The sequence below is a fragment of the Desulfuribacillus stibiiarsenatis genome (assembly GCF_001742305.1).
GTDB lineage: Bacteria > Bacillota > Bacilli > Desulfuribacillales > Desulfuribacillaceae > Desulfuribacillus_A > Desulfuribacillus_A stibiiarsenatis.
Window position 1 is genome coordinate 66,094 of the sequence record NZ_MJAT01000035.1, and the last position, 18,696, is coordinate 84,789.

General features: G+C 39.7%; 16 protein-coding genes. 10 read left to right on the forward strand and 6 right to left on the reverse strand.

Translation table 11 applies throughout. The features are described from left to right. Positions 1–3 precede the first annotated feature (3 nt). From BHU72_RS10775 to BHU72_RS10785, 3 genes are read right to left on the reverse strand one after another with little or no spacing between them, the layout of a single operon-like run. Positions 4–828 carry an ABC transporter permease gene (locus BHU72_RS10775; RefSeq protein ID WP_176720466.1) on the reverse strand — a complete coding sequence of 275 codons (825 nt, stop codon included), beginning with the start codon at positions 826–828 and terminating at the stop codon, positions 4–6. Further along, positions 821–1,591 (reverse strand): ABC transporter ATP-binding protein, encoded by a 771-nt coding sequence (locus BHU72_RS10780; RefSeq protein ID WP_069702630.1) that lies wholly within the window; start codon positions 1,589–1,591, stop codon positions 821–823. Before BHU72_RS10780 ends, BHU72_RS10775 begins: the two co-directional genes overlap by 8 nt. A 5-nt stretch (positions 1,592–1,596) precedes the next feature. Beyond that, positions 1,597–2,592 carry an ABC transporter substrate-binding protein gene (locus tag BHU72_RS10785; RefSeq protein ID WP_069702631.1) on the reverse strand — a complete coding sequence of 332 codons (996 nt, stop codon included), beginning with the start codon at positions 2,590–2,592 and terminating at the stop codon, positions 1,597–1,599. A gap of 214 nt (positions 2,593–2,806) precedes the next feature. On the opposite strand from BHU72_RS10785, the gene BHU72_RS10790 reads away from it, so the two are divergent. From BHU72_RS10790 to BHU72_RS10815, 6 genes are all read left to right on the forward strand, one after another. Continuing rightward, entirely contained in the window at positions 2,807–4,750 is a 1,944-nt protein-coding gene (locus tag BHU72_RS10790) for a putative bifunctional diguanylate cyclase/phosphodiesterase (RefSeq protein ID WP_069702632.1), read from the forward strand. 139 nt (positions 4,751–4,889) lie between these two features. Then, positions 4,890–5,747 (forward strand): methyl-accepting chemotaxis protein, encoded by an 858-nt coding sequence (locus BHU72_RS10795; RefSeq protein WP_069702633.1) that lies wholly within the window; start codon positions 4,890–4,892, stop codon positions 5,745–5,747. A 118-nt stretch (positions 5,748–5,865) separates the two neighbouring features. Further along, a complete protein-coding gene (locus tag BHU72_RS10800; protein ID WP_069702634.1) occupies positions 5,866–6,795 on the forward strand; it encodes an ABC transporter ATP-binding protein in 930 nt (309 codons plus the stop codon). Then, on the forward strand, positions 6,779–7,783 hold the full coding sequence (locus BHU72_RS10805; protein ID WP_069702635.1) for an ABC transporter permease: 1,005 nt from the start codon (positions 6,779–6,781) through the stop codon (positions 7,781–7,783). Before BHU72_RS10800 ends, BHU72_RS10805 begins: the two co-directional genes overlap by 17 nt. A gap of 10 nt (positions 7,784–7,793) precedes the next feature. Then, positions 7,794–8,621: a GDSL-type esterase/lipase family protein gene (locus tag BHU72_RS10810; protein ID WP_069702636.1), complete on the forward strand. Its 828-nt coding sequence runs from the start codon at positions 7,794–7,796 to the stop codon at positions 8,619–8,621. A 12-nt stretch (positions 8,622–8,633) separates the two neighbouring features. After that, entirely contained in the window at positions 8,634–8,942 is a 309-nt protein-coding gene (locus tag BHU72_RS10815) for an MTH1187 family thiamine-binding protein (RefSeq protein ID WP_069702637.1), read from the forward strand. A 66-nt stretch (positions 8,943–9,008) separates the two neighbouring features. Here the strand turns inward: BHU72_RS10815 and BHU72_RS16030 are convergent, their stop codons facing one another. Then, positions 9,009–9,596 (reverse strand): LysM peptidoglycan-binding domain-containing protein, encoded by a 588-nt coding sequence (locus tag BHU72_RS16030; RefSeq protein WP_069702638.1) that lies wholly within the window; start codon positions 9,594–9,596, stop codon positions 9,009–9,011. A gap of 164 nt (positions 9,597–9,760) precedes the next feature. Here BHU72_RS16030 and BHU72_RS10825 point away from each other — a divergent pair, with 164 nt between their 5' ends. The 3 genes from BHU72_RS10825 (at position 9,761) to BHU72_RS10835 (ending at position 15,557) form a co-directional block, all read left to right on the forward strand. Then, entirely contained in the window at positions 9,761–12,544 is a 2,784-nt protein-coding gene (locus BHU72_RS10825) for a PAS domain-containing hybrid sensor histidine kinase/response regulator (RefSeq protein WP_069702639.1), read from the forward strand. A gap of 414 nt (positions 12,545–12,958) precedes the next feature. Then, positions 12,959–15,058 carry a thioredoxin domain-containing protein gene (locus BHU72_RS10830; protein WP_069702764.1) on the forward strand — a complete coding sequence of 700 codons (2,100 nt, stop codon included), beginning with the start codon at positions 12,959–12,961 and terminating at the stop codon, positions 15,056–15,058. 103 nt (positions 15,059–15,161) lie between these two features. Next, entirely contained in the window at positions 15,162–15,557 is a 396-nt protein-coding gene (locus tag BHU72_RS10835; protein WP_069702640.1) for a bacteriohemerythrin, read from the forward strand. Between the two features lie 108 nt (positions 15,558–15,665). Here the strand turns inward: BHU72_RS10835 and BHU72_RS10840 are convergent, their stop codons facing one another. Further along, positions 15,666–16,421, reverse strand: coding sequence for an esterase family protein (locus tag BHU72_RS10840; RefSeq protein ID WP_069702641.1), 756 nt, complete (start codon positions 16,419–16,421; stop codon positions 15,666–15,668). Between the two features lie 10 nt (positions 16,422–16,431). Next, positions 16,432–17,601, reverse strand: a complete 1,170-nt coding sequence (locus BHU72_RS10845; RefSeq protein ID WP_069702642.1) for an ATP-grasp domain-containing protein — start codon at positions 17,599–17,601, stop codon at positions 16,432–16,434. A 228-nt stretch (positions 17,602–17,829) separates the two neighbouring features. Here BHU72_RS10845 and amrS point away from each other — a divergent pair, with 228 nt between their 5' ends. After that, positions 17,830–18,684 (forward strand): AmmeMemoRadiSam system radical SAM enzyme, encoded by an 855-nt coding sequence (gene amrS / locus BHU72_RS10850; RefSeq protein WP_069702643.1) that lies wholly within the window; start codon positions 17,830–17,832, stop codon positions 18,682–18,684. Positions 18,685–18,696 lie beyond the last annotated feature (12 nt).

Here is an 18,696-nt window from a genome sequence, read left to right on the forward strand (position 1 = left end):
TCGTTACGACCTACCTTTCATAATCCATTTCTCTAAGCGATGTACCCCTTGATACATCAAAGTCGCGATACAAGCGATGATGAGTAGACTCATCATCACTAAGGTGAAATTAAATACCTGGAAACCATATATGATCAAATAACCCAGACCCTGTTTTGCAACTAAAAACTCTCCTACAATAACCCCAACCCATGCCAGACCAACATTGACTTTCAAAGTAGATACAATGGTAGGCACAGATGCCGGCAAGATAACTTTGGAATAAATGTCTTTCTTGGATCCTCCAAAGGTTTGAATTACCTTTATATAGTTAGGATTTACTTCTTTGAAGTTCGTATAGACTACAATCGTTGTGATAATGATGGTAATCGCCAACGCCATAGCCATAATTGAAAAGAATCCAGGACCAAGGCTGACGATGAAAAGTGGTCCTAAGGCTACCTTCGGCATACTGTTTAGTACGACTAAATACGGTTCTAACACACGATTGAGGAATGGCGACCACCATATAATCGTGGCTAGGACTGTTCCTAATATGGTTCCCAGTAAAAAGCCTATCACGGTCTCCATTAACGTCATAGAGATATGAGGAAGCAGGGAGCCATCAGCAATTTTCACTAAGAATAGATCGAATATTTTTGAAGGGTAACTAAAGATTAACGGGTTGATCCAACGGTTCGAAGACGCGATTTCCCAAGATACGAAGAAACCAATCAGAATCGATATTTGTACAAGGAATACTTTGATTTTCTCGATACGTAGGTTCTTCACATGTGCCGCATGGATCTTTTTTGGCTCTATGGGCCCTGAACTGCAGACATTATTCATCTTGGTCCAACTCCTTCCAAATTTTGTGGAAGATCTCATAGAAACCGTCCACTTCTCTAGCGAGGAAAGGTTTGGTTTCACGAATATGCTCAGGGATTTCGATGATTTCTTTGATTCGTCCAGGATTGTTATCGAGGATAGCGATCTTATCGCTCATCGCAATCGCCTCTGCAATATCGTGGGTCACAAGAATGGCTGTCTTATTTTGTTTCTTTAACGTATCGAATACGAGGTCTTCGAGTTTTAATTTATTCTGATAGTCAAGGGCTGAAAATGGTTCATCTAATAGAAGTACCTCAGGGCTAGATACTAGAGTGCGTACAAGGGCTGCGCGCTGTCTCATGCCACCTGATAATTGAGAAGGATAGTGATGCTGATATTTACCTAGACCTAATTCATCTAGTAGATACTTGGCATGCTCTATGGAATCCTTCGTTAATTGACCCATTACTTCTAAGCCGACGCAGGCGTTTTTCAGAATTGACTTCCATTCAAACAGATAATCGGACTGTAACATATATCCAACGGTAGCAGATGGTTTTGTGATTAATTGATTGTCAATTGAAATGGAGCCGCAGGTAGGCTGAAGTAATCCAGCGATACAAGATAAAATCGTGCTTTTCCCACAGCCACTAGGGCCGACGAGGCTAATAAATTCCCCTCTTTGTATTGCTAATTGAATGTTTTCGATTGCTACGTTAGCTTCTTTGTTCGTAACATAAACATGGGTTAAATTTTCTATTGAAATTTTTGGATTTTCCATACCAATCACTTTTTCATAGCTTTTTGTGCGAAACTTGTGTCAACTAGCTTAGAGTATTCGGCGCGTTTTTGTAATTCACCAGCTTCGTCAATGATATCTTGTAAGAGAATCCATTCAGCTTCATCAAGAATTGGGTTTGTATCATAAGACTGTTGTGCCTTATACCGCTCCACGACAGAAGTTATAAGTGATAAATCAGTATCTTCGAAGAATGGAGCAATTGATTTTGCAACTACATCTGCTGGTTGCTCATAGACCCACTTTTGTGCTTTGTATAATGCGTTCGTAAACTTTTGGACTACTTCTTTATTCTTTTGGATATAGCTGTCTTTGGCCATGAAGGACGTGTAAGGGATGTTCCCACTTTCCGCACCAAAGGAGGCAATGACATGACCAATTCCTTCTTTTTCAAAGATAGAAGCCTGTGGCTCAAATAGCTGTACATACTCCCCAGTGCCACCAGCGAAAGCGTTAGGGATATTCCCGAAGTCGATATTCTGAATTAGCTCTAGGTCTTGCTGTGGGTGAATCCCGTGTTTCTTTAACACGAACTCTCCTACCATTTGAGGCATTCCGCCCTTGCGTTGCCCTAAGAATACACTACCCTTTAAATCATCCCACTTGAAATTTGGCTGTGGCGTTCTTGCGACTAGGAAAGTGCCGTCAGTTTGGGTGAGCTGTGCGAAATTCACAACGATGTCATCTGTCCCCTGCTGATACACATAAATACTCGTTTCACTTCCTACAAGGGCAATGTCAGCGCCACCGGAAAGTAAAGTGGTCATGGTTTTGTCGCCACCCCAAGCGGTAGTGATCTGCACATCCAATCCTTCCTCCGCAAAAAACCCTTCAGAAACTGCTACGTACTGCGGTGCATAAAAAATTGAACGTGTAACCTCAGCTACCTGGACAGTCTGGAGTTCAGTCGAGGATTTGCCACAGCCAGTAAAAACTAAAGATACGGTCAATAAAATGATAAGGCAAAGCTGCATTTTTCTCATAAAACTATACACACTCCTTATAGAATCTTTTGATTGTAAAGGTCGGAATCATTTGTATAGTATTCATGCATAGGCGAATGTGTCACAATCTACAAAAAAAAGAATGCAAATTAAGGAGAAATATCGTGAAAAATGTCGATATATGTAAAATGCATGATATAATTAGACACAAAGGTCAAATTTAAGGGTTAGATGTGGAAATTGGGGTGATAGGATGGGTAATGAGAGTAATAAGAAAACGATTATGGTTCAAAGCCTTACAATACCAGCGAGGATAATAGGTATCTATGCTTTTTTAAGCAGCGCGTGGATCGTTTTTTCCGATCGTCTTTTAGTTGTTTTTATTACTGATCCTAACGCTTTAACAACAGCACAAACGCTAAAAGGATGGTTCTTTATTTTTGTCACATCCGCGTTTTTGTTCGTTTTGATTTATATATATGTAAGAGAGATACTTGAACAAAAAAGGAAAGCAGCATTAACTGCCTCTGTGTTAGAAAATGCAGTAGAGGGAGTTATGATTGTAGATAAAGATTGGAAAATATACTCCATTAATAAAGCACTCACAAAAATCACTGGCATTCCAAAAGAAAATTTAATAGGTAAGTTTGCAACAGAACTAATGTCTAAGTTTAATGAGGAAAATTTCCAGACTGAAATATGGGAGCAGATTGTTAAGACAGGCAATTGGTCTGGAGAGATGTGGGCAGAAAAGGGAAATGGAGAACAATACTTAGCGCGGATTACGATCAGCTCTGTCAAAAATGAAACTGGTGAGAACACCCATTATATTGTGTTCGCATCTGACATAACACAAGAGAAGTTTCTCGAAGATAAAGCAAACTATTTAGCCTTAAATGACCCATTAACAGAGCTCCCGAATCGAGCATTTATCGTACAACATATGAAACAATTACTTATCGATGGCCAAAATTCAGATTATCTATTTTGTGTATATTTAATAGATTTAGATGAATTCCAGCAAATTAACGAATGCTTCGGTCATGATTGGGGTGACACGGTTCTAAAAGAAGTAGCATCTAGACTTGTCAACATTGACAATCAATTGACAATTGCCAGGTATAGTGGGGATATCTTCATCGTTGTTCAATCGTTTCCGAGGTTTACAACAGAAGTAAACGAACAACAATTCACAACACTTGCGCAATCAATCTGGAATATTTTCCAAAAACCTTTTTCTATCAATCAAGAGGAAATATTTATCACTGCTAGTATCGGAATAAGTATATATCCACAGGATGGACAAGCATGGGAATACTTACTGAAGAATGCAGAGAGCGCTACCCAAGATGCGAAGCGTCACGGCAAGAATTGTTACCGTCTATACGCACCAGATATGAATCAGCGTGCTGTGGAAAGACTCTCGATGCAAAACAATCTGCGGCTTGCGTTAGAACGCAAGGAATTTGTATTACATTATCAGCCGCAACTTGATGTGCATACGAATCACATCATTGGAATGGAAGCTTTAATTCGTTGGCAGCATCCGGCGTTAGGAATGGTATCGCCAGCACAGTTTATCCCTTTGGCAGAAGAAATGGGACTCATTGTAGCAATCGGTGAATGGGTTCTAGAAACAGCTTGTACGCAGAACCGTCAATGGCAAGAGCAAGGTTTGCCAGAAGTTAGCATGGGCGTGAATTTATCGGCTTTACAATTTAAAAATTCGAATCTACATGAAATAGTGAAGAATGTCCTGGATCAATCAAGATTGGACGCAGGATTGCTTGATTTAGAAATCACGGAACAAATTGCAATGGACGGAGAGAGCTCGATAGAAATCTTGCAATCGATTAAAGAATTAGGTGTGTCAATTTCTATTGATGATTTTGGTACAGGTTATTCCTCGTTTAAATATTTGAAGGAGTTTCCAATTAAAACAATTAAAATTGACCGCTCCTTTATAAAAAATATTCATCAAAATGAAAAAAATCGAGGAATTGTTACAGCAATTATTGCGATGGCATATACCCTTGGTTTACAAGTACTAGCAGAAGGTGTAGAACTTGCCGAGGAACTGGATATCTTGAAAGAGGTAGGTTGTGACTTCTACCAAGGTTACTATTTCAGTAAACCTTTACCATGCGAAGAAATACAAAGGTTACTAAATCCACCGTGCGAATCTACCAACTTTTAGTCATAGTAATGACTACTAAAAAAGCACTACATTTTGTGAAAATGTGCTATAATGAAATTATTATATTTGCACTTTTTGTACAAGTAATTGTATATGCTTTTGATATATGTATTTATATATAAATTAGGGGAGAGTTACCATGAAGATATCTGCTCAAATTGCACAAGAAATAGTAGATTTTATTTATAACCGAACTGGCTTCCATTCTATTGTGTGTAATGACCAAGCGGAAATCATCGGTGATTCGGCTAAGACTCGTTTCGGAATTCAACATGCAGGTGCGAAGAAACTGCTGACTTCTAACACGACAATTATTAAAATTACTGCAGAAGATGCGATTGCATCCAATGGCTCAATAAAGGAAGGTGTTAACTTACCGATTGAGTTTAACGGAGCTAAGATAGGGACATTCGGGATTGCAGGAGATTTGAATTTTACGGTCCCTGTTGCCAGCATTGCAGCAGAGTTGATTTCGACACGCTTGCGTGATGAGCAGACGAAAATCACATTAATTGACTATGTAGGTAGGCTTAATGACTCCGCGCAAGAAACAGTTGCTGCCATTGAGCAGATTACCGCTTCATCACAAGAGCTAGCGTCTACAAGTGAAACCGTTGCTGCATCGTCAACAAGAGCTTCTCAATATGTGCAGAACACCAATAATATTTTAGACTTACTAGCCAAAATAGCACAGCAAACGAAAATGCTTGGATTAAACGCAGCGATTGAAGCTTCTAGAGCAGGAGAATTCGGCAGAGGATTCCTGGTTGTTGCGAAGGAAGTTAGTAAATTAGCGGAAGAAAGTCGGAAGTCTTCCGATGATATCGCGAATATCCTAGAGACCCTGAAGTCCGTTATTGAGACTGTATCTGTTGATATTCAACAAACGAGCGTCATAGCAGGAGAACAATCGAAAGCATTACAAGATATTGCTCGTCTAGCAGATGAGGTACAGGAAGTAGTCCGTAGTTTAACAAGAATTGCAGAGCAGCTATAAAGCATTGCATACATTTTCGCATAAGGAATCCGTTAGAAATAACGGGTTCTTTTTGTTTATTTTTGTGAAAATAAAGATATAATGAGGTTAGAAAATTCAGGAAATGGAGATTACCTTGATGACGAAGAATGTACTAGAGATAATCAACCTACAGAAAAAGATTAAAGACCATGAAATAGTCAAAGGGATTACCCTATCCGTGAAAGAATCCGAGGTATTTGGTTTTCTAGGGCATAACGGTGCAGGAAAGACTACAACCATACGTATGATCATGGGGCTTATTAAACCAACAGCAGGAACAGTGAAAATCTGTGGTTACGACATTAGAGACAATTTCACAAAGGCTATGGAGCACGTTGGCTGTATTATAGAAAGCCCTGATATGTATAAATATATGTCGGGAACGGACAATCTAAAGCATTTTGCAAATATGTATGGTAACATCACGCAATCGCGAATCGACGAAGTGGTAGAACTCGTCGGTTTAACGAAACGTATCGGCGATAAAGTAGAAGAATATTCAACTGGGATGTGCCAAAGGCTTGGCTTAGCGCAAGCAATCCTCAGTAAGCCCAAGCTGCTGATTCTCGATGAACCGACCAATGGTTTGGACCCCAGTGGTATTCGTGAGTTCCGAGAGCTAATTATTCACTTAGCACGGGAAGAGAAAATGGGTGTTTTCGTTTCCAGTCATATTTTATCGGAAATCCAACTGATGTGTCAGCGAGTGGCTGTCATCCAGATGGGTGAAGTTCTAACAGTTGCGGAAGTTTCAGAACTTATACAGGAAGGTAAGACAATTTGGGAGCTAGATCAACCGAAAAAAGCGCAGGTTCTTCTAGAATCAAAGTTTGGGATTTCGTCGCAAATTACTGAAGATGCTAAGTTATCAGCTAGTATCAGTCCGCAACAGTTAATGGAAATTAATCAGATGTTTGTCCAGAACGCTATACAAATCGCATATGTAAGCAAAGAATCAGAGAGTTTGGAAGAGATTTTCTTACACTTAACAAAAGCAAAGGGTGAAACAATTGCTCAAACTAGTTGAAAATGAAGTCCTTAAAATCATATATAAACGAAAACTACTAATAACTCTCATCATCACAGCGTTCTTCGTCGGATTGTTCGCGTATGGAGAACATGAACGTGCGGAGAAGGTGGCAGAGCGTTTAAAGGAACGGCTAGGAATTGAAGAAATAACAGACTGGCGCACATACGTGGAATTCCAATTAAATGATATGAATCGCAGGTTAGATAATCCGTACATAACGAATGAGCGTAGGGCGCGATTGCAAGTACAGAAGGAGCAACTGCAGTATCATTTGGACCAAGACATTAATCCGACCGTGGTGGGAAGCGCTACGTTTACACGGCTTTTCATGGAGCAATCGATTATTCTGTTTTTACCGCTGCTCGTACTCATCTTAGTCAGTGATTTAATATCTGGTGAATACTCCGGTCGGACGATTAAATTGCTACTGACGAAGCCAATTCCTAGGTGGAGAATCTTATTGAGCAAAATTTTTGCCATGATTGTGATGGTGACTGCACTGATTTTCCTTATTGTCATTATCTCTGCCATCTTATCTAGCTTTGTGTTTGGGTATGGTGGGTGGAATGCACCTGTGACCACAGGCTTTGCTGTGGTTGATGGCATGTTAGATGTGTCCCAAGTCATTAATGTACCCCAGTGGCAATATATCATGATGGTATATGGCTTGGCGTGGCTGGTCGGCATATGCATCGGCTTTATGACGATCATGGTTGGGATATTTGTGAAGAATACGGGAATTACCATTGGTATCGTCATGTCTACCTTGATTGCTGGGAGCTTTCTGACGATGTATATCGAGGACTGGCCCTTCATTCAATATTTCTTCATTGTACATTTAAATCTTACGAGTTATTTATCAGGTGGCTTTCAACCAGTGGAAGGTATATCTTTATTGTACTCAGTTAGCAATCTGCTGATATGGACAGCGATCAGTATTGTCATAAGCTTTATTACGTTTCAACGCCAAGACGTACTATCTTAGGAGGTAAGAGATGCTTGCAAGGAAAATATGGCTACTATTAGCCTTTACATGTGTTTTTGGAAGCATGATTCTGCTTTCAGGAATTGTGTACGCTTTCATGGTGACTCCTCATTCCGTATATCAAGGAGAACCTATAGAGGATCCGATTGAACGGGAAAGAAGAGCAGCGCTCAAAGGATTCGGGGAAGATACCATTGTTGTTGTAGTAATGGGTGATTCTATTGCAAGGGGTATGGGTGACGAGACTGGAGATGGACTGACAAGTGAACTAGTCAATCTTTTTCAAGAAAATGAGAAACAGGTTGAAGTCGTAAATATCGCTGTCGACGGTTTAGAATCCGATGAGCTATTGGAGCTAATAGAATCGGAGCAAACAGATGAATTATTACAAAGGGCAGATTTGATTCTGATTTCCATAGGCGGCAATGATCTGCGCGGAGTGCTTAGAGGCGATATGAGCATTTTAAAAACAGGGGAAATTGATGAAATTCAAGAAGGGTACTTAGATAATGTAAGCAACTCCATTGACTACATTCGTGAACTCAACGAAGAGAGTTATATTGCATTTGTAGGACTGTACAATCCGTTTGATATCTATTCATTAGATGACGATTATAGCGACATTGATCTTATAGAATTTCTTAAAGATTGGAATTATCAGACACAGCTGCTAGTAGAAGAAGACAATCTTGGAGTATTCGTGCCTACTTACGATTTGTTCAAATGGAATATAGAGCAGTTTATGTCACGGGACGGGATTCATCCAAATGCTGCTGGCTACCAAGCAATTGCATCTCGAATTGCTACTGTGTTTCGATCGATAGTGAAATTAGACTAGGGGAGATAGAACATGCCGATTGTTGAATTTTCGATAGTACCTCTAGGAACACAAAGCACAAGTATAAGTGTTTACGTTGCAGCAGTGCATAAAGTATTAGAGGATTATAAAGAACGAGTTACCTATCAATTAACACCGATGAGTACAATTATTGAAGGAAATCTAGCGGATATAATGGAAATTGTACAAAAGTTACACGAGGTACCTTTCGAGAATGGTGCGAAAAGGATTTTGACAAGCATTAAGATTGATGACCGTAGAGATAAGAAACAACAAATGAGTGATAAAATTGATTCAGTCAAGACGAAACTTATACTATAAGGTACATAAGTAGAGAGAGTCCCTGCATATAAATGTAGGGACTCTTTTTTGTACACTTTTTATGGCTTAATACCAATATGGAACACATAACTGATCGCCAGGGTATAGGATATTAGGGTTTGATATGTGAGGGTTTGCAGCAACTAAGTTTGCAACAGGAACTCTGAAGCGTTGAGCAATAGAATATATGTTATCGCCTACGACAACGGTGTAAATTCCAGAATAGTCACTAGGACAAGCCCATGGACGGCGTGGCTGTATCACTGGTGGCAGTGGTTGTGGGTATGGTGGCACTGGTATTGGAATCGGAATCGGTATCGGCTGCGGGAACGGTGGTCTAGGTTGCGGGAACGGTGGTCTAGGCTGTGGGAACGGTGGTCTAGGCTGTGGGAACGGTGGTCTAGGTTGTGGGAACGGTGGTCTAGGTTGCGGGAACGGTGGTCTAGGTTGCGGGAACGGTGGTCTAGGTTGTGGGAATGGTGGTCTAGGTTGTGGGAATGGTGGTCTAGGTTGCGGGAACGGTGGTCCAGGTTGTGGGAATGGTGGTCTAGGTTGTGGGAACGGTGGTCCAGGTTGCGGGAACAATGGTTGTAAGACGGGTGGTATTTGTTGCTGTGTCTCATGTGAGTCGTTAGGGTTTTGCTGGTAAGACATAGGGGATTACACCTCCAGAATAGTTAAATCCCTATATATTATGAATGAGTAAATAAATGGGGAATACGTCTAAAAAATTGTGCAAAAGCCCATAGGTATAATGAGCTATTGCTTATGACCTATTACAAGCTTATTATAAGATGAAAGAGCATCGGAGGTGTGATATGCACCAATACAACCATACGTTTACAGAGACATTATTTGCAAATGGTCCCTGTGTAATTTTTCAATGGTCACCACAAGTGGGATGGCCTGTTTCTTATGTATCACCCAACGTGTATCAAGTATTAGGGTATCAACAGCAGCAACTGATACTTGGTGAGATAAGTTTTTTTGAATTAATACATCCGGATGATATCGGTAGGATTGAGGCAGAGGTACAACAGCACCTTGATGAGGGTAGAAGCGACTTTAAACAGCAATATCGGCTAATGCGTGCAGATGGTCAGTATATTTGGGTGGATGACTATACTTATGTCATTTACGATTCGCAACAAGAAGGGGCAATGATTAATGGATATATTGTGGATGTCAATGATCAGGTCAATGCGCATAGAGAAAATGAAAACCAGAAACAGCGACTAGCACTAGTCATCGATGGAACAGATATTGCCTTTTGGGATTGGAATGTGCAAACGGGCGACACGGTATTTAACGAACGTTGGGCGCAAATGATTGGTTATACAGTGGAGGACCTGCAGCCAATAAGCATTGAGACTTGGATTCGATATGCACACCCAGACGACTTAGAACAATCTAACCTTTTATTGAATCAGCATTTTGCTGGTGAAATACCGCATTATGACTATGAATGTAGGTTGCGCCATAAAGATGGACATTGGATATGGGTTCATGACCGAGGGAAGGTTATGTCTTGGACGGAAGATGGCAAACCTCTTCGCATGATAGGAACTCATGTGGATATAACGAGGCGTAAACTAGAAGAACATAGTAAGCACTATCAGAATCAACAATTTCAGGCTCTTTTTAAATATACTTCCGATGGTGTTGTGTTTTTTGATTTACAAGGGATAATTCAAAAAGTAAATCAACAGTTCTGTGATATGTTCGGGTACCAAGTGCAGGAAGTATTAGGAAATCAGATTAACGAGATCATAGATCCAGAAAAGAAATGTAATGATTATTTATGGGACGCTATTATCGAGGGAAAACGTATCAAGGTTGAAACCAGTCGTTACAGTAGAACAGGCTCAATGATTGATGTACTAGTCAAGGGCGGACCTGTAATTATAGATGAGGGAATAGTGGGCGGTTATATTGTATACGCAGACATCACAAGGCAAAAACAACAAAATAGGGAACTGGAAGCCCGGGACGAATTGCTTCGCAAATTATCAGAGAATGTTCCGGGAGTGATTTTTCAATATCAGCTAAACCAAGATGGGTCTTCCTGTTTTCCGTTTGCTAGCGAAGGAATGAAGGATATTTATAACGTGTATCCTGAAGAGGTGAAATTGGACGCAACTAGGGTATTTGAAGTCATACACCCTGAAGATATCGAGAAAATCAGAGATAGCATTAGTCGTTCCAGTAAAACCGGTGACATATGGTCTGATGAATATAGAGTCATCTTTCCTGACGACAATGGAAATTTAAAAGAGAGCTGGCGACATGGACAATCCACGCCGGAATACTTGCCAAATGGCAGTGTTATATGGCATGGTTACATTTCGAATCATGATAACCAAAAAGAAATAGAAAGAAAGTTAATCGCGGCAAGAAAAGAAGCAGAAGAAGCGAATAGTGCAAAAAGTCAATTTTTATCTACTATGAGTCATGAAATCCGAACCCCGATGAATGCAATTATAGGGATGACTGAAGTGTTAGAAGAAATTGTTATAGGTGAAGAGGTTAAACAATATATTAAGGTAATCCGTCGAAATGGAGAATTTTTATTATACACAATTAACTCTGTACTAGACTTAGCTAAGATTGAATCAGGTGCGATTCATATCCATAAACTACCGGTCCATATGGTCGCGTTTATATCAGAGCTTTCTAATATTTATCAAGTGTTAGCACATCGTAAGGGTTTAGAGTTTTTAGTCGAATTAGACTATGACAATAGCGGTAAGGATGAATATGTGCTAGTAGATATCGATAAATTGCGACAAGTCCTAGTCAACCTAATAGGGAATGCGATTAAGTTCACAGAAAAAGGTCATGTTCGATTAATCATTCGCAAAATTAATCATCAACTTTTACAGTTTCAAGTGGTTGATACAGGAATCGGCATCCCAGAGCATAAACTAGATATTATATTTAATGACTTCGTTCAAGTAGATTCTTCAACGACACGAACCTATGGTGGAACAGGCCTAGGCCTAAGCATCTCAAAAAAGTTAGTGCATTTAATGGGAGGTAGCATATGGGCTGAAAGCCAAGCTGGAGTTGGTAGCACCTTCTTCTTTAATCTTCCTATGGAAGTTAGCTTTAGCAGAGTCAGCAATTACGAGAATGTAGAGAAATCTTCTGGAGCATATTATGAAAGTACAGAGTGTAATGATACATTGAGCCAAAACAATAAGAGAATTTTAATAGTCGATGATGTGGCTGATAATCGTTTACTACTGCAAGTGTTTTTGAAACAAGTTCCATGCGAAATAATTTTTGCTGTCAATGGTAGCGATGCATTGGAACAATATAAGGAAGCATCGAAGCGCTCGGAGCAACAAATCCACCTCATATTAATGGATATGCAAATGCCAGTGATGGATGGTTATACTGCAACACAGAAGATACGCGAATGGGAACGAGGGAACAAGTTGCAAGAAGTTCCGATTATTGCACTGACTGCTTATGCACTCAAAGAAGAGCAACATAAGAGTATTCGATCTGGTTGCAACTGCCATATGAGCAAGCCAATTAAAAAAGTAGAGTTAATTGCAGCGATCAAACGATATCTCTGCGAGAATACATTTGAATAGCCAGTCTTTCGTATAAAAAAAGAATGCTCCCGATTCACGAGAGCATTCTTTTTAAATGGGCATAATTCAAGTTGCCTAATTATACGTAGTACTGAGAGAAAGCAATTAACAAATAACCTAAAGCAATTAACAAAAATCCATAGAAAGCTAATTGCTGACTTGTTAAACCGCCGCAACGTGACATAAAATCGCCTCCTTTTAGTTACAGTTAATGCAGGTATGAGTTGTAATGGTATGGGTAATCGTGGATATTACGAAGAACGGGCAAAATCCCATGTGAATATTTATAGTTTTTTATATCTGATAAAATTACATATATTGCATAATTGAAAAAGTAAACTTTTGCATGGATATAACTTGAAATCGGAAACAATAAAGGCGAAAGTAACTTTTAATTAGGTGGTGTAAGCTTTGATTCATAATCATGGGAAACAAAATAGATTAGCAAAAGAAAAATCTCCCTATTTACTTCAGCATGCCCATAATCCTGTAGATTGGTTTGCATGGTCTGAAGAAGCATTTGAAACGGCAAAACAACAAAATAAACCTATATTCTTAAGCATAGGCTATTCGACTTGCCATTGGTGCCACGTCATGGAAAAGGAAAGCTTTGAGAGTGAACAAGTAGCGGCAATTTTGAATGAGCACTTTATATCGGTTAAAGTCGACCGAGAAGAAAGACCAGATGTCGATCATATTTATATGACCGCATGTCAAGCGATGACTGGACACGGCGGATGGCCGTTGACTGTCTTTATGACGCATGATAAGAAACCGTTTTACATAGGAACATACTTCCCGACTGAAACGAAGTGGGGTAGACCTGGATTCATGGAAGTATTGAATCAAATTAACGAGAAATGGCAGAACAATCATGAACAAGTGTTAGAAGCCAGTGAGCAAATGACGACTGCGATTCAGCCTAGATTCACAGAATTTGAACCAGGAACTGCTGAAGAACGGACGATTACCCGTGCGTATAAGCAATTTGCGGCAGACTATGATGAAATGTTCGGTGGTTTCGGTGGTGCACCGAAGTTCCTTACCCCTCACAATCTTATGTTCCTACTGCGTTATTGGAAACAAACAGGCTCAGAGGATGCACTAAAAATGGTTGAGAAGACGTTAGATTCAATGTATCGCGGAGGAATTTACGATCATATTGGATTTGGTTTTTCAAGATATTCCACGGACCAGGAGTGGCTGGTACCGCATTTCGAAAAAATGCTTTATGACAACGCTCTAATGGCGTACACATATTTAGAGGCCTATCAAGCGACCCAGCGAGAGGAATTTGCCCGTGTGGCGGAAGAGATTTTCACCTATGTATTACGTGACATGACGCATCCCGAAGGGAGCTTTTACTCGGCGGAAGATGCCGATTCAGAAGGCGTCGAAGGGAAGTTCTATGTATGGAAACCGCAAGAAGTCTTAGAAGTTTTAGGACAAGAAGAAGGGCAGCTATATTGTAAAGCCTATGACATATCGGATTGTTCAAACTTTGAAAATTATAGTATACCGAATCTGATTCGTGCATCCTTTGTTAGAATTGCCCATGAATATGGAATTACCATTGAGAAACTAGAAGAGCGTTTAGAAATTTCAAGAAGTAAGTTGTTAGAGCATCGACAAAAGCGCGTTCATCCGCATAAAGACGACAAAATTTTAACAGCTTGGAATGGACTTATGATTGCCGCATTTGCAAAAGGGGCACAAGTCTTGAAACGCCCAATTTATAAAGAAACGGCAGAAAAAGCGATTCAATTCATTATGAACAACTTGCGACGCGAGGATGGACGTTTATTAGCGCGCTATCGTGATGGGGAAGCTAAGTTCCTAGCGTACTTAGACGACTATGCATTTATGACTTGGGGGCTTATTGAACAGTATCAAGCAACTTTTGATGCGAAATATTTGGAGATGGCATTGCAACTTCAACAACAGACTGATCAGTTATTCTGGGATGATAAGGATGGCGGATATTTCTTCTACGGAACGGATGGGGAGCAATTATTGACTCGTCCTAAGGAGATTTATGATGGAGCGATTCCTGCTGGGAACTCTGTTATTGCTTTTAATACGATTCGTTTAGCACGGTTGACAGGAAATCAGGAACTAGAGAAACGAGCAGAACAGATTATTGAAAGTTTTGCAGGCACCATCAATGAGTACCCACGGGCGTATTCATTCTTCTTACTAGCAATCCAATTTGCGTTGGGTGATACTCGTGAAATAGTGATTGTTGGCAAACAAGAAGATATAGACACTTTAAGAATGCTTGATACATTGCGTTCCAGCTTTTTGCCTGATGCTGTGATTTTATTCCGACCAGAACAACAAGATGCAAAAACGCCTATTGATAAAATAGCCCCTTTTATCCTAGGAAAAGATGCAATTGCTGGCAAAGCTACGGCATATATATGCGAAAACCAGTCATGTCAGTCACCAATTACCGACATTGATGATATGATTCAGTATTTTCATCAAAGCCAACCCGAACAACCACATGCATAAGCTTCTGTATGATAAAAATAATTTGGGGATAACTCAAAAATTATGTTCTAGATAAGCTTAGTCAATGGTATAATAGACACATCTGGAGCAGGAGGATGGTTCTATGTTCACTTGGACTGAAGAGTTGGCAACTGGGAATCAGTTGATTGACGAGCAGCATAAGGAAATTTTTAGAAAAGCAGATGTCGTATTTCATTTAACAACTGACAATGTAGACCAGGAAGAGGTTATAAAGACCTTCAAATACTTGGTGAATTATGTATTTGAGCATTTTAACAACGAAGAAATGCTAATGAAACAGCATCATTACGAAGACTATGAGGCACATAAAGCAGCCCATACGCATTTCCTAAAACAAATTAACAAATTTAACAAGGATTTGAAAGAAAATGGTGTCACGGAAGAGTTTGTTGATGATTTAAAACTCATGATGGTCGAGTTGTTTGTTGATCATATCGATGAATTAGACAAAAAGATGGCACACGCAATAAAGGGTTAGCTTATAAAAGGCTAACAATCAATAAGTTTGCAAACAAAAATTAAAGCCCCACATCTTGGGGCTTTTCGCTTTTTCTAATTCGTTTTATTATTTTACTTCCAGGTTCTTTTATAGTATCGTTTTACAATGTAATTTACTATGGTTCAGGAAGTAAGGCATCATCTTTCTCCACCACGGCCAATCGTGGTCCACGTCATATCCCCAAATATCGACCCATGCAAAGATATTTTTCGCCTCAAGAATTGATTTCAGGGCATAGGTATCTTCTAATATTTCTTCTTCCCACTTCCCTTGGCCAGCAGCTATAACGATACAACTCTCTGAATACTGCTTTAAATAGTGTGGGTCATTTAAGTTAGGTAAGTAGGCAAGTGGAGAGTTGAAATAGACATTCTCGTCCATATAATCGCCGACAGCAAAATTTAATTTATACACGCCACTTAGGGCAATTAACGTATCGAAAATGTCAGGATGTCTAAAAAAGAAGTTAGCGCTATGATAGCCCCCCATACTACATCCAGTAGCAAGAAGCTTCCCTGCAAAAGAGTTTTTTGCGCGCACGTAAGGCACGAATTCTTTAGTGATGTAAACATCATAGTCGTTATGTCGGATTGCACGTTGGGTTGGATCAATGCTTTCATTCAGCCATGACTGCGAATCGACACTATCGACCGCAAAGATTTGAATAGCGCCAGCATTAATAAAGTCTTTGCACGCTTCTACCATGCCGAAGTCTTCATATTCGTAAAATCGTCCACCAGACGACGGAAACACAATCACTGGCTTGCCAGCATGACCATAGACTTTGAATTCCATGTCTTGACCCAAACTATGACTATATAACTTATGGTATTCTACGTTCATTTCCTACCTCCTAGTGATCATCCGTCGTATCTTGGATGTAATTCACAACTTCCTGTAATTCTTCAAGCGATTCTGATCTTACAAGATAACCGTAATCTCCTAATGCAGCACCAAAAATAGAGTTGATTGGTTCATGATAAGCAATCTTTGAACCATAGTGTTCTAAGATGTTTTCATGGGAATAACGATACGAATGTTTAAATTTTCGCCCAATGTAGCAGCAGTGATATTTGCGCTCATAATCCAACCCATCCAATTGATTCGTGAGCATTCTCGTCCACACATCATATAAATCAATGTCGCAAGCGTAATTAAACATATCCATAGTTAGACCACCAGGAGGTCGCATATTCACTTCCAATACGAGTAGTTTGGATTTAGGCGTACGAAAGAATTCAAAGTGGAAAAAGCGTTCACGGACTTTAAAACTTTTAAGTAACCGTAGTCCCAAAGTCTTTAAATCTTCTGGTAGATCACGGTACGAATAGTAGGATACGTGTCGATCTTCGTTTACCGTTTCCATAATCCCTTGGCTATATTGATGTCCGGTATAGAATACTAAGTTTCCATCCTGGTCCACCAATCCATCAAAAGAGCAAATACCACCTTCGATGAATTCTTCCATAATATACTCGCGGCTATCCTTAGTAGCGAAGAACTGTACAAGTTGCTCGCTATTGTCTAATCGATACGTATTAGCAGCCCCAACTCCGATATCAGGTTTGACGACAACGGGATAGTCGACTTCTTCAATGAATGCTTGGGCATCTTCGATTGTCTCGACGACTTTACCTTTTGCATGAGGGACTTTAGCTTTTCTGAAAAGTTCTTTCATTAATGACTTCTTTTTATAATAAGCAATATCATCCGCTTTAATGCCCGGGACGTTAAAATCAGTACGAAGATCGGCATCTTGCTCCAGCCAGTATTCATTATGCGATTCAATTCTGTCGATTTTTCCGTACTTGTAGGTAATGTAGCCACAAATTCGCAAGATTTCATCATAGTTGTGCAAATCACTGACTTGAAAATATTCCGTAAAAGATTGTTGTAAAGACGGTTCTAGCAGTTCGGAGGATACATCGGCAATGCCAAAAACATTAGCTCCGTGTGCTTTCAATCGCAAACAGAAATTTTGAAAATTCTTAGGGAAGTGGGGAGAAAACATGACCACATTCATAAACAGATGCCTCCTACAATGATTTGATTGGTTTGTACTACTTTCTCCATTGCGTAGTGATTTTCCTTTTTTAGTCAATTGAAGTTTTAAAAAAAATTGTTCCTATACGAACTTTCTATCGAATGCTGTAGGAAACTTGCTGTAGGTACATACTAGTCATATAATCTAGACATATACATGTCTATACGATTTCTTAGGAAATAGAACTACAACGTGAGGTGTATGGAAATGAAGGAAGCGCGATATTATATTCAAAAAGGCGACCGAGTAACATGTACCCTTTGTCCCCATCACTGTAATCTCAAGGAATCCGAGATTGGGAAATGCCAAGTAAAACAGAATCTACAAGGTAAGCTCATGGCATTGAACTATGGGAAGGTGGCTGCGATTCAGATTGATCTGATGGAGAAGAAACCGCTCTATCATTTTATGCCTGGGACTAGGACCTTATCCATTGGCAGTATAGGCTGCAACTTTACTTGCAGCTTTTGCCAAAACCATCATATCGCTCATGCCAAAGATTTTGCAGGGACGACAGAGGACTACACACCGCATGATATCGTTCAATTAGCAAAGCTTTATCAGACACCATCGATTTCTTTTACCTATAATGAGCCATCTACTTTTTATGAGTTCGTGTATGATACTGCGACTCTGGCCCATCAAGAAGACATTAAAAACATCCTAGTGACCAATGGATATTTAGAGGAAGAACCATTGATACAATTACTACCGTATATTGATGCAATGAATGTCGATTTGAAAACATTTCGTAATGAAAATTATCAAACGATTTGTGGTGGTTTACTAGAGCCAGTAAAGCGGACGATTATGCTTGCAGCGCAAATGTGCCATGTAGAAATCACGACATTAATCGTTACTAATATGAATGATCAAGAGGAAGAGTTACGTGAGCTTGTGGACTGGATTGCAGAAGTCAATCCGAATATCCCGTTGCATCTATCCAGGTATTTCCCACAGTATCAATACCATGAGCAAGCTACTGATGTCGATTTTATGTATCGGATGCAAGATATGGCGAAACAACAGTTGAAATATGTGCATCTTGGCAATGTATACTAAGGTTTTATGGAG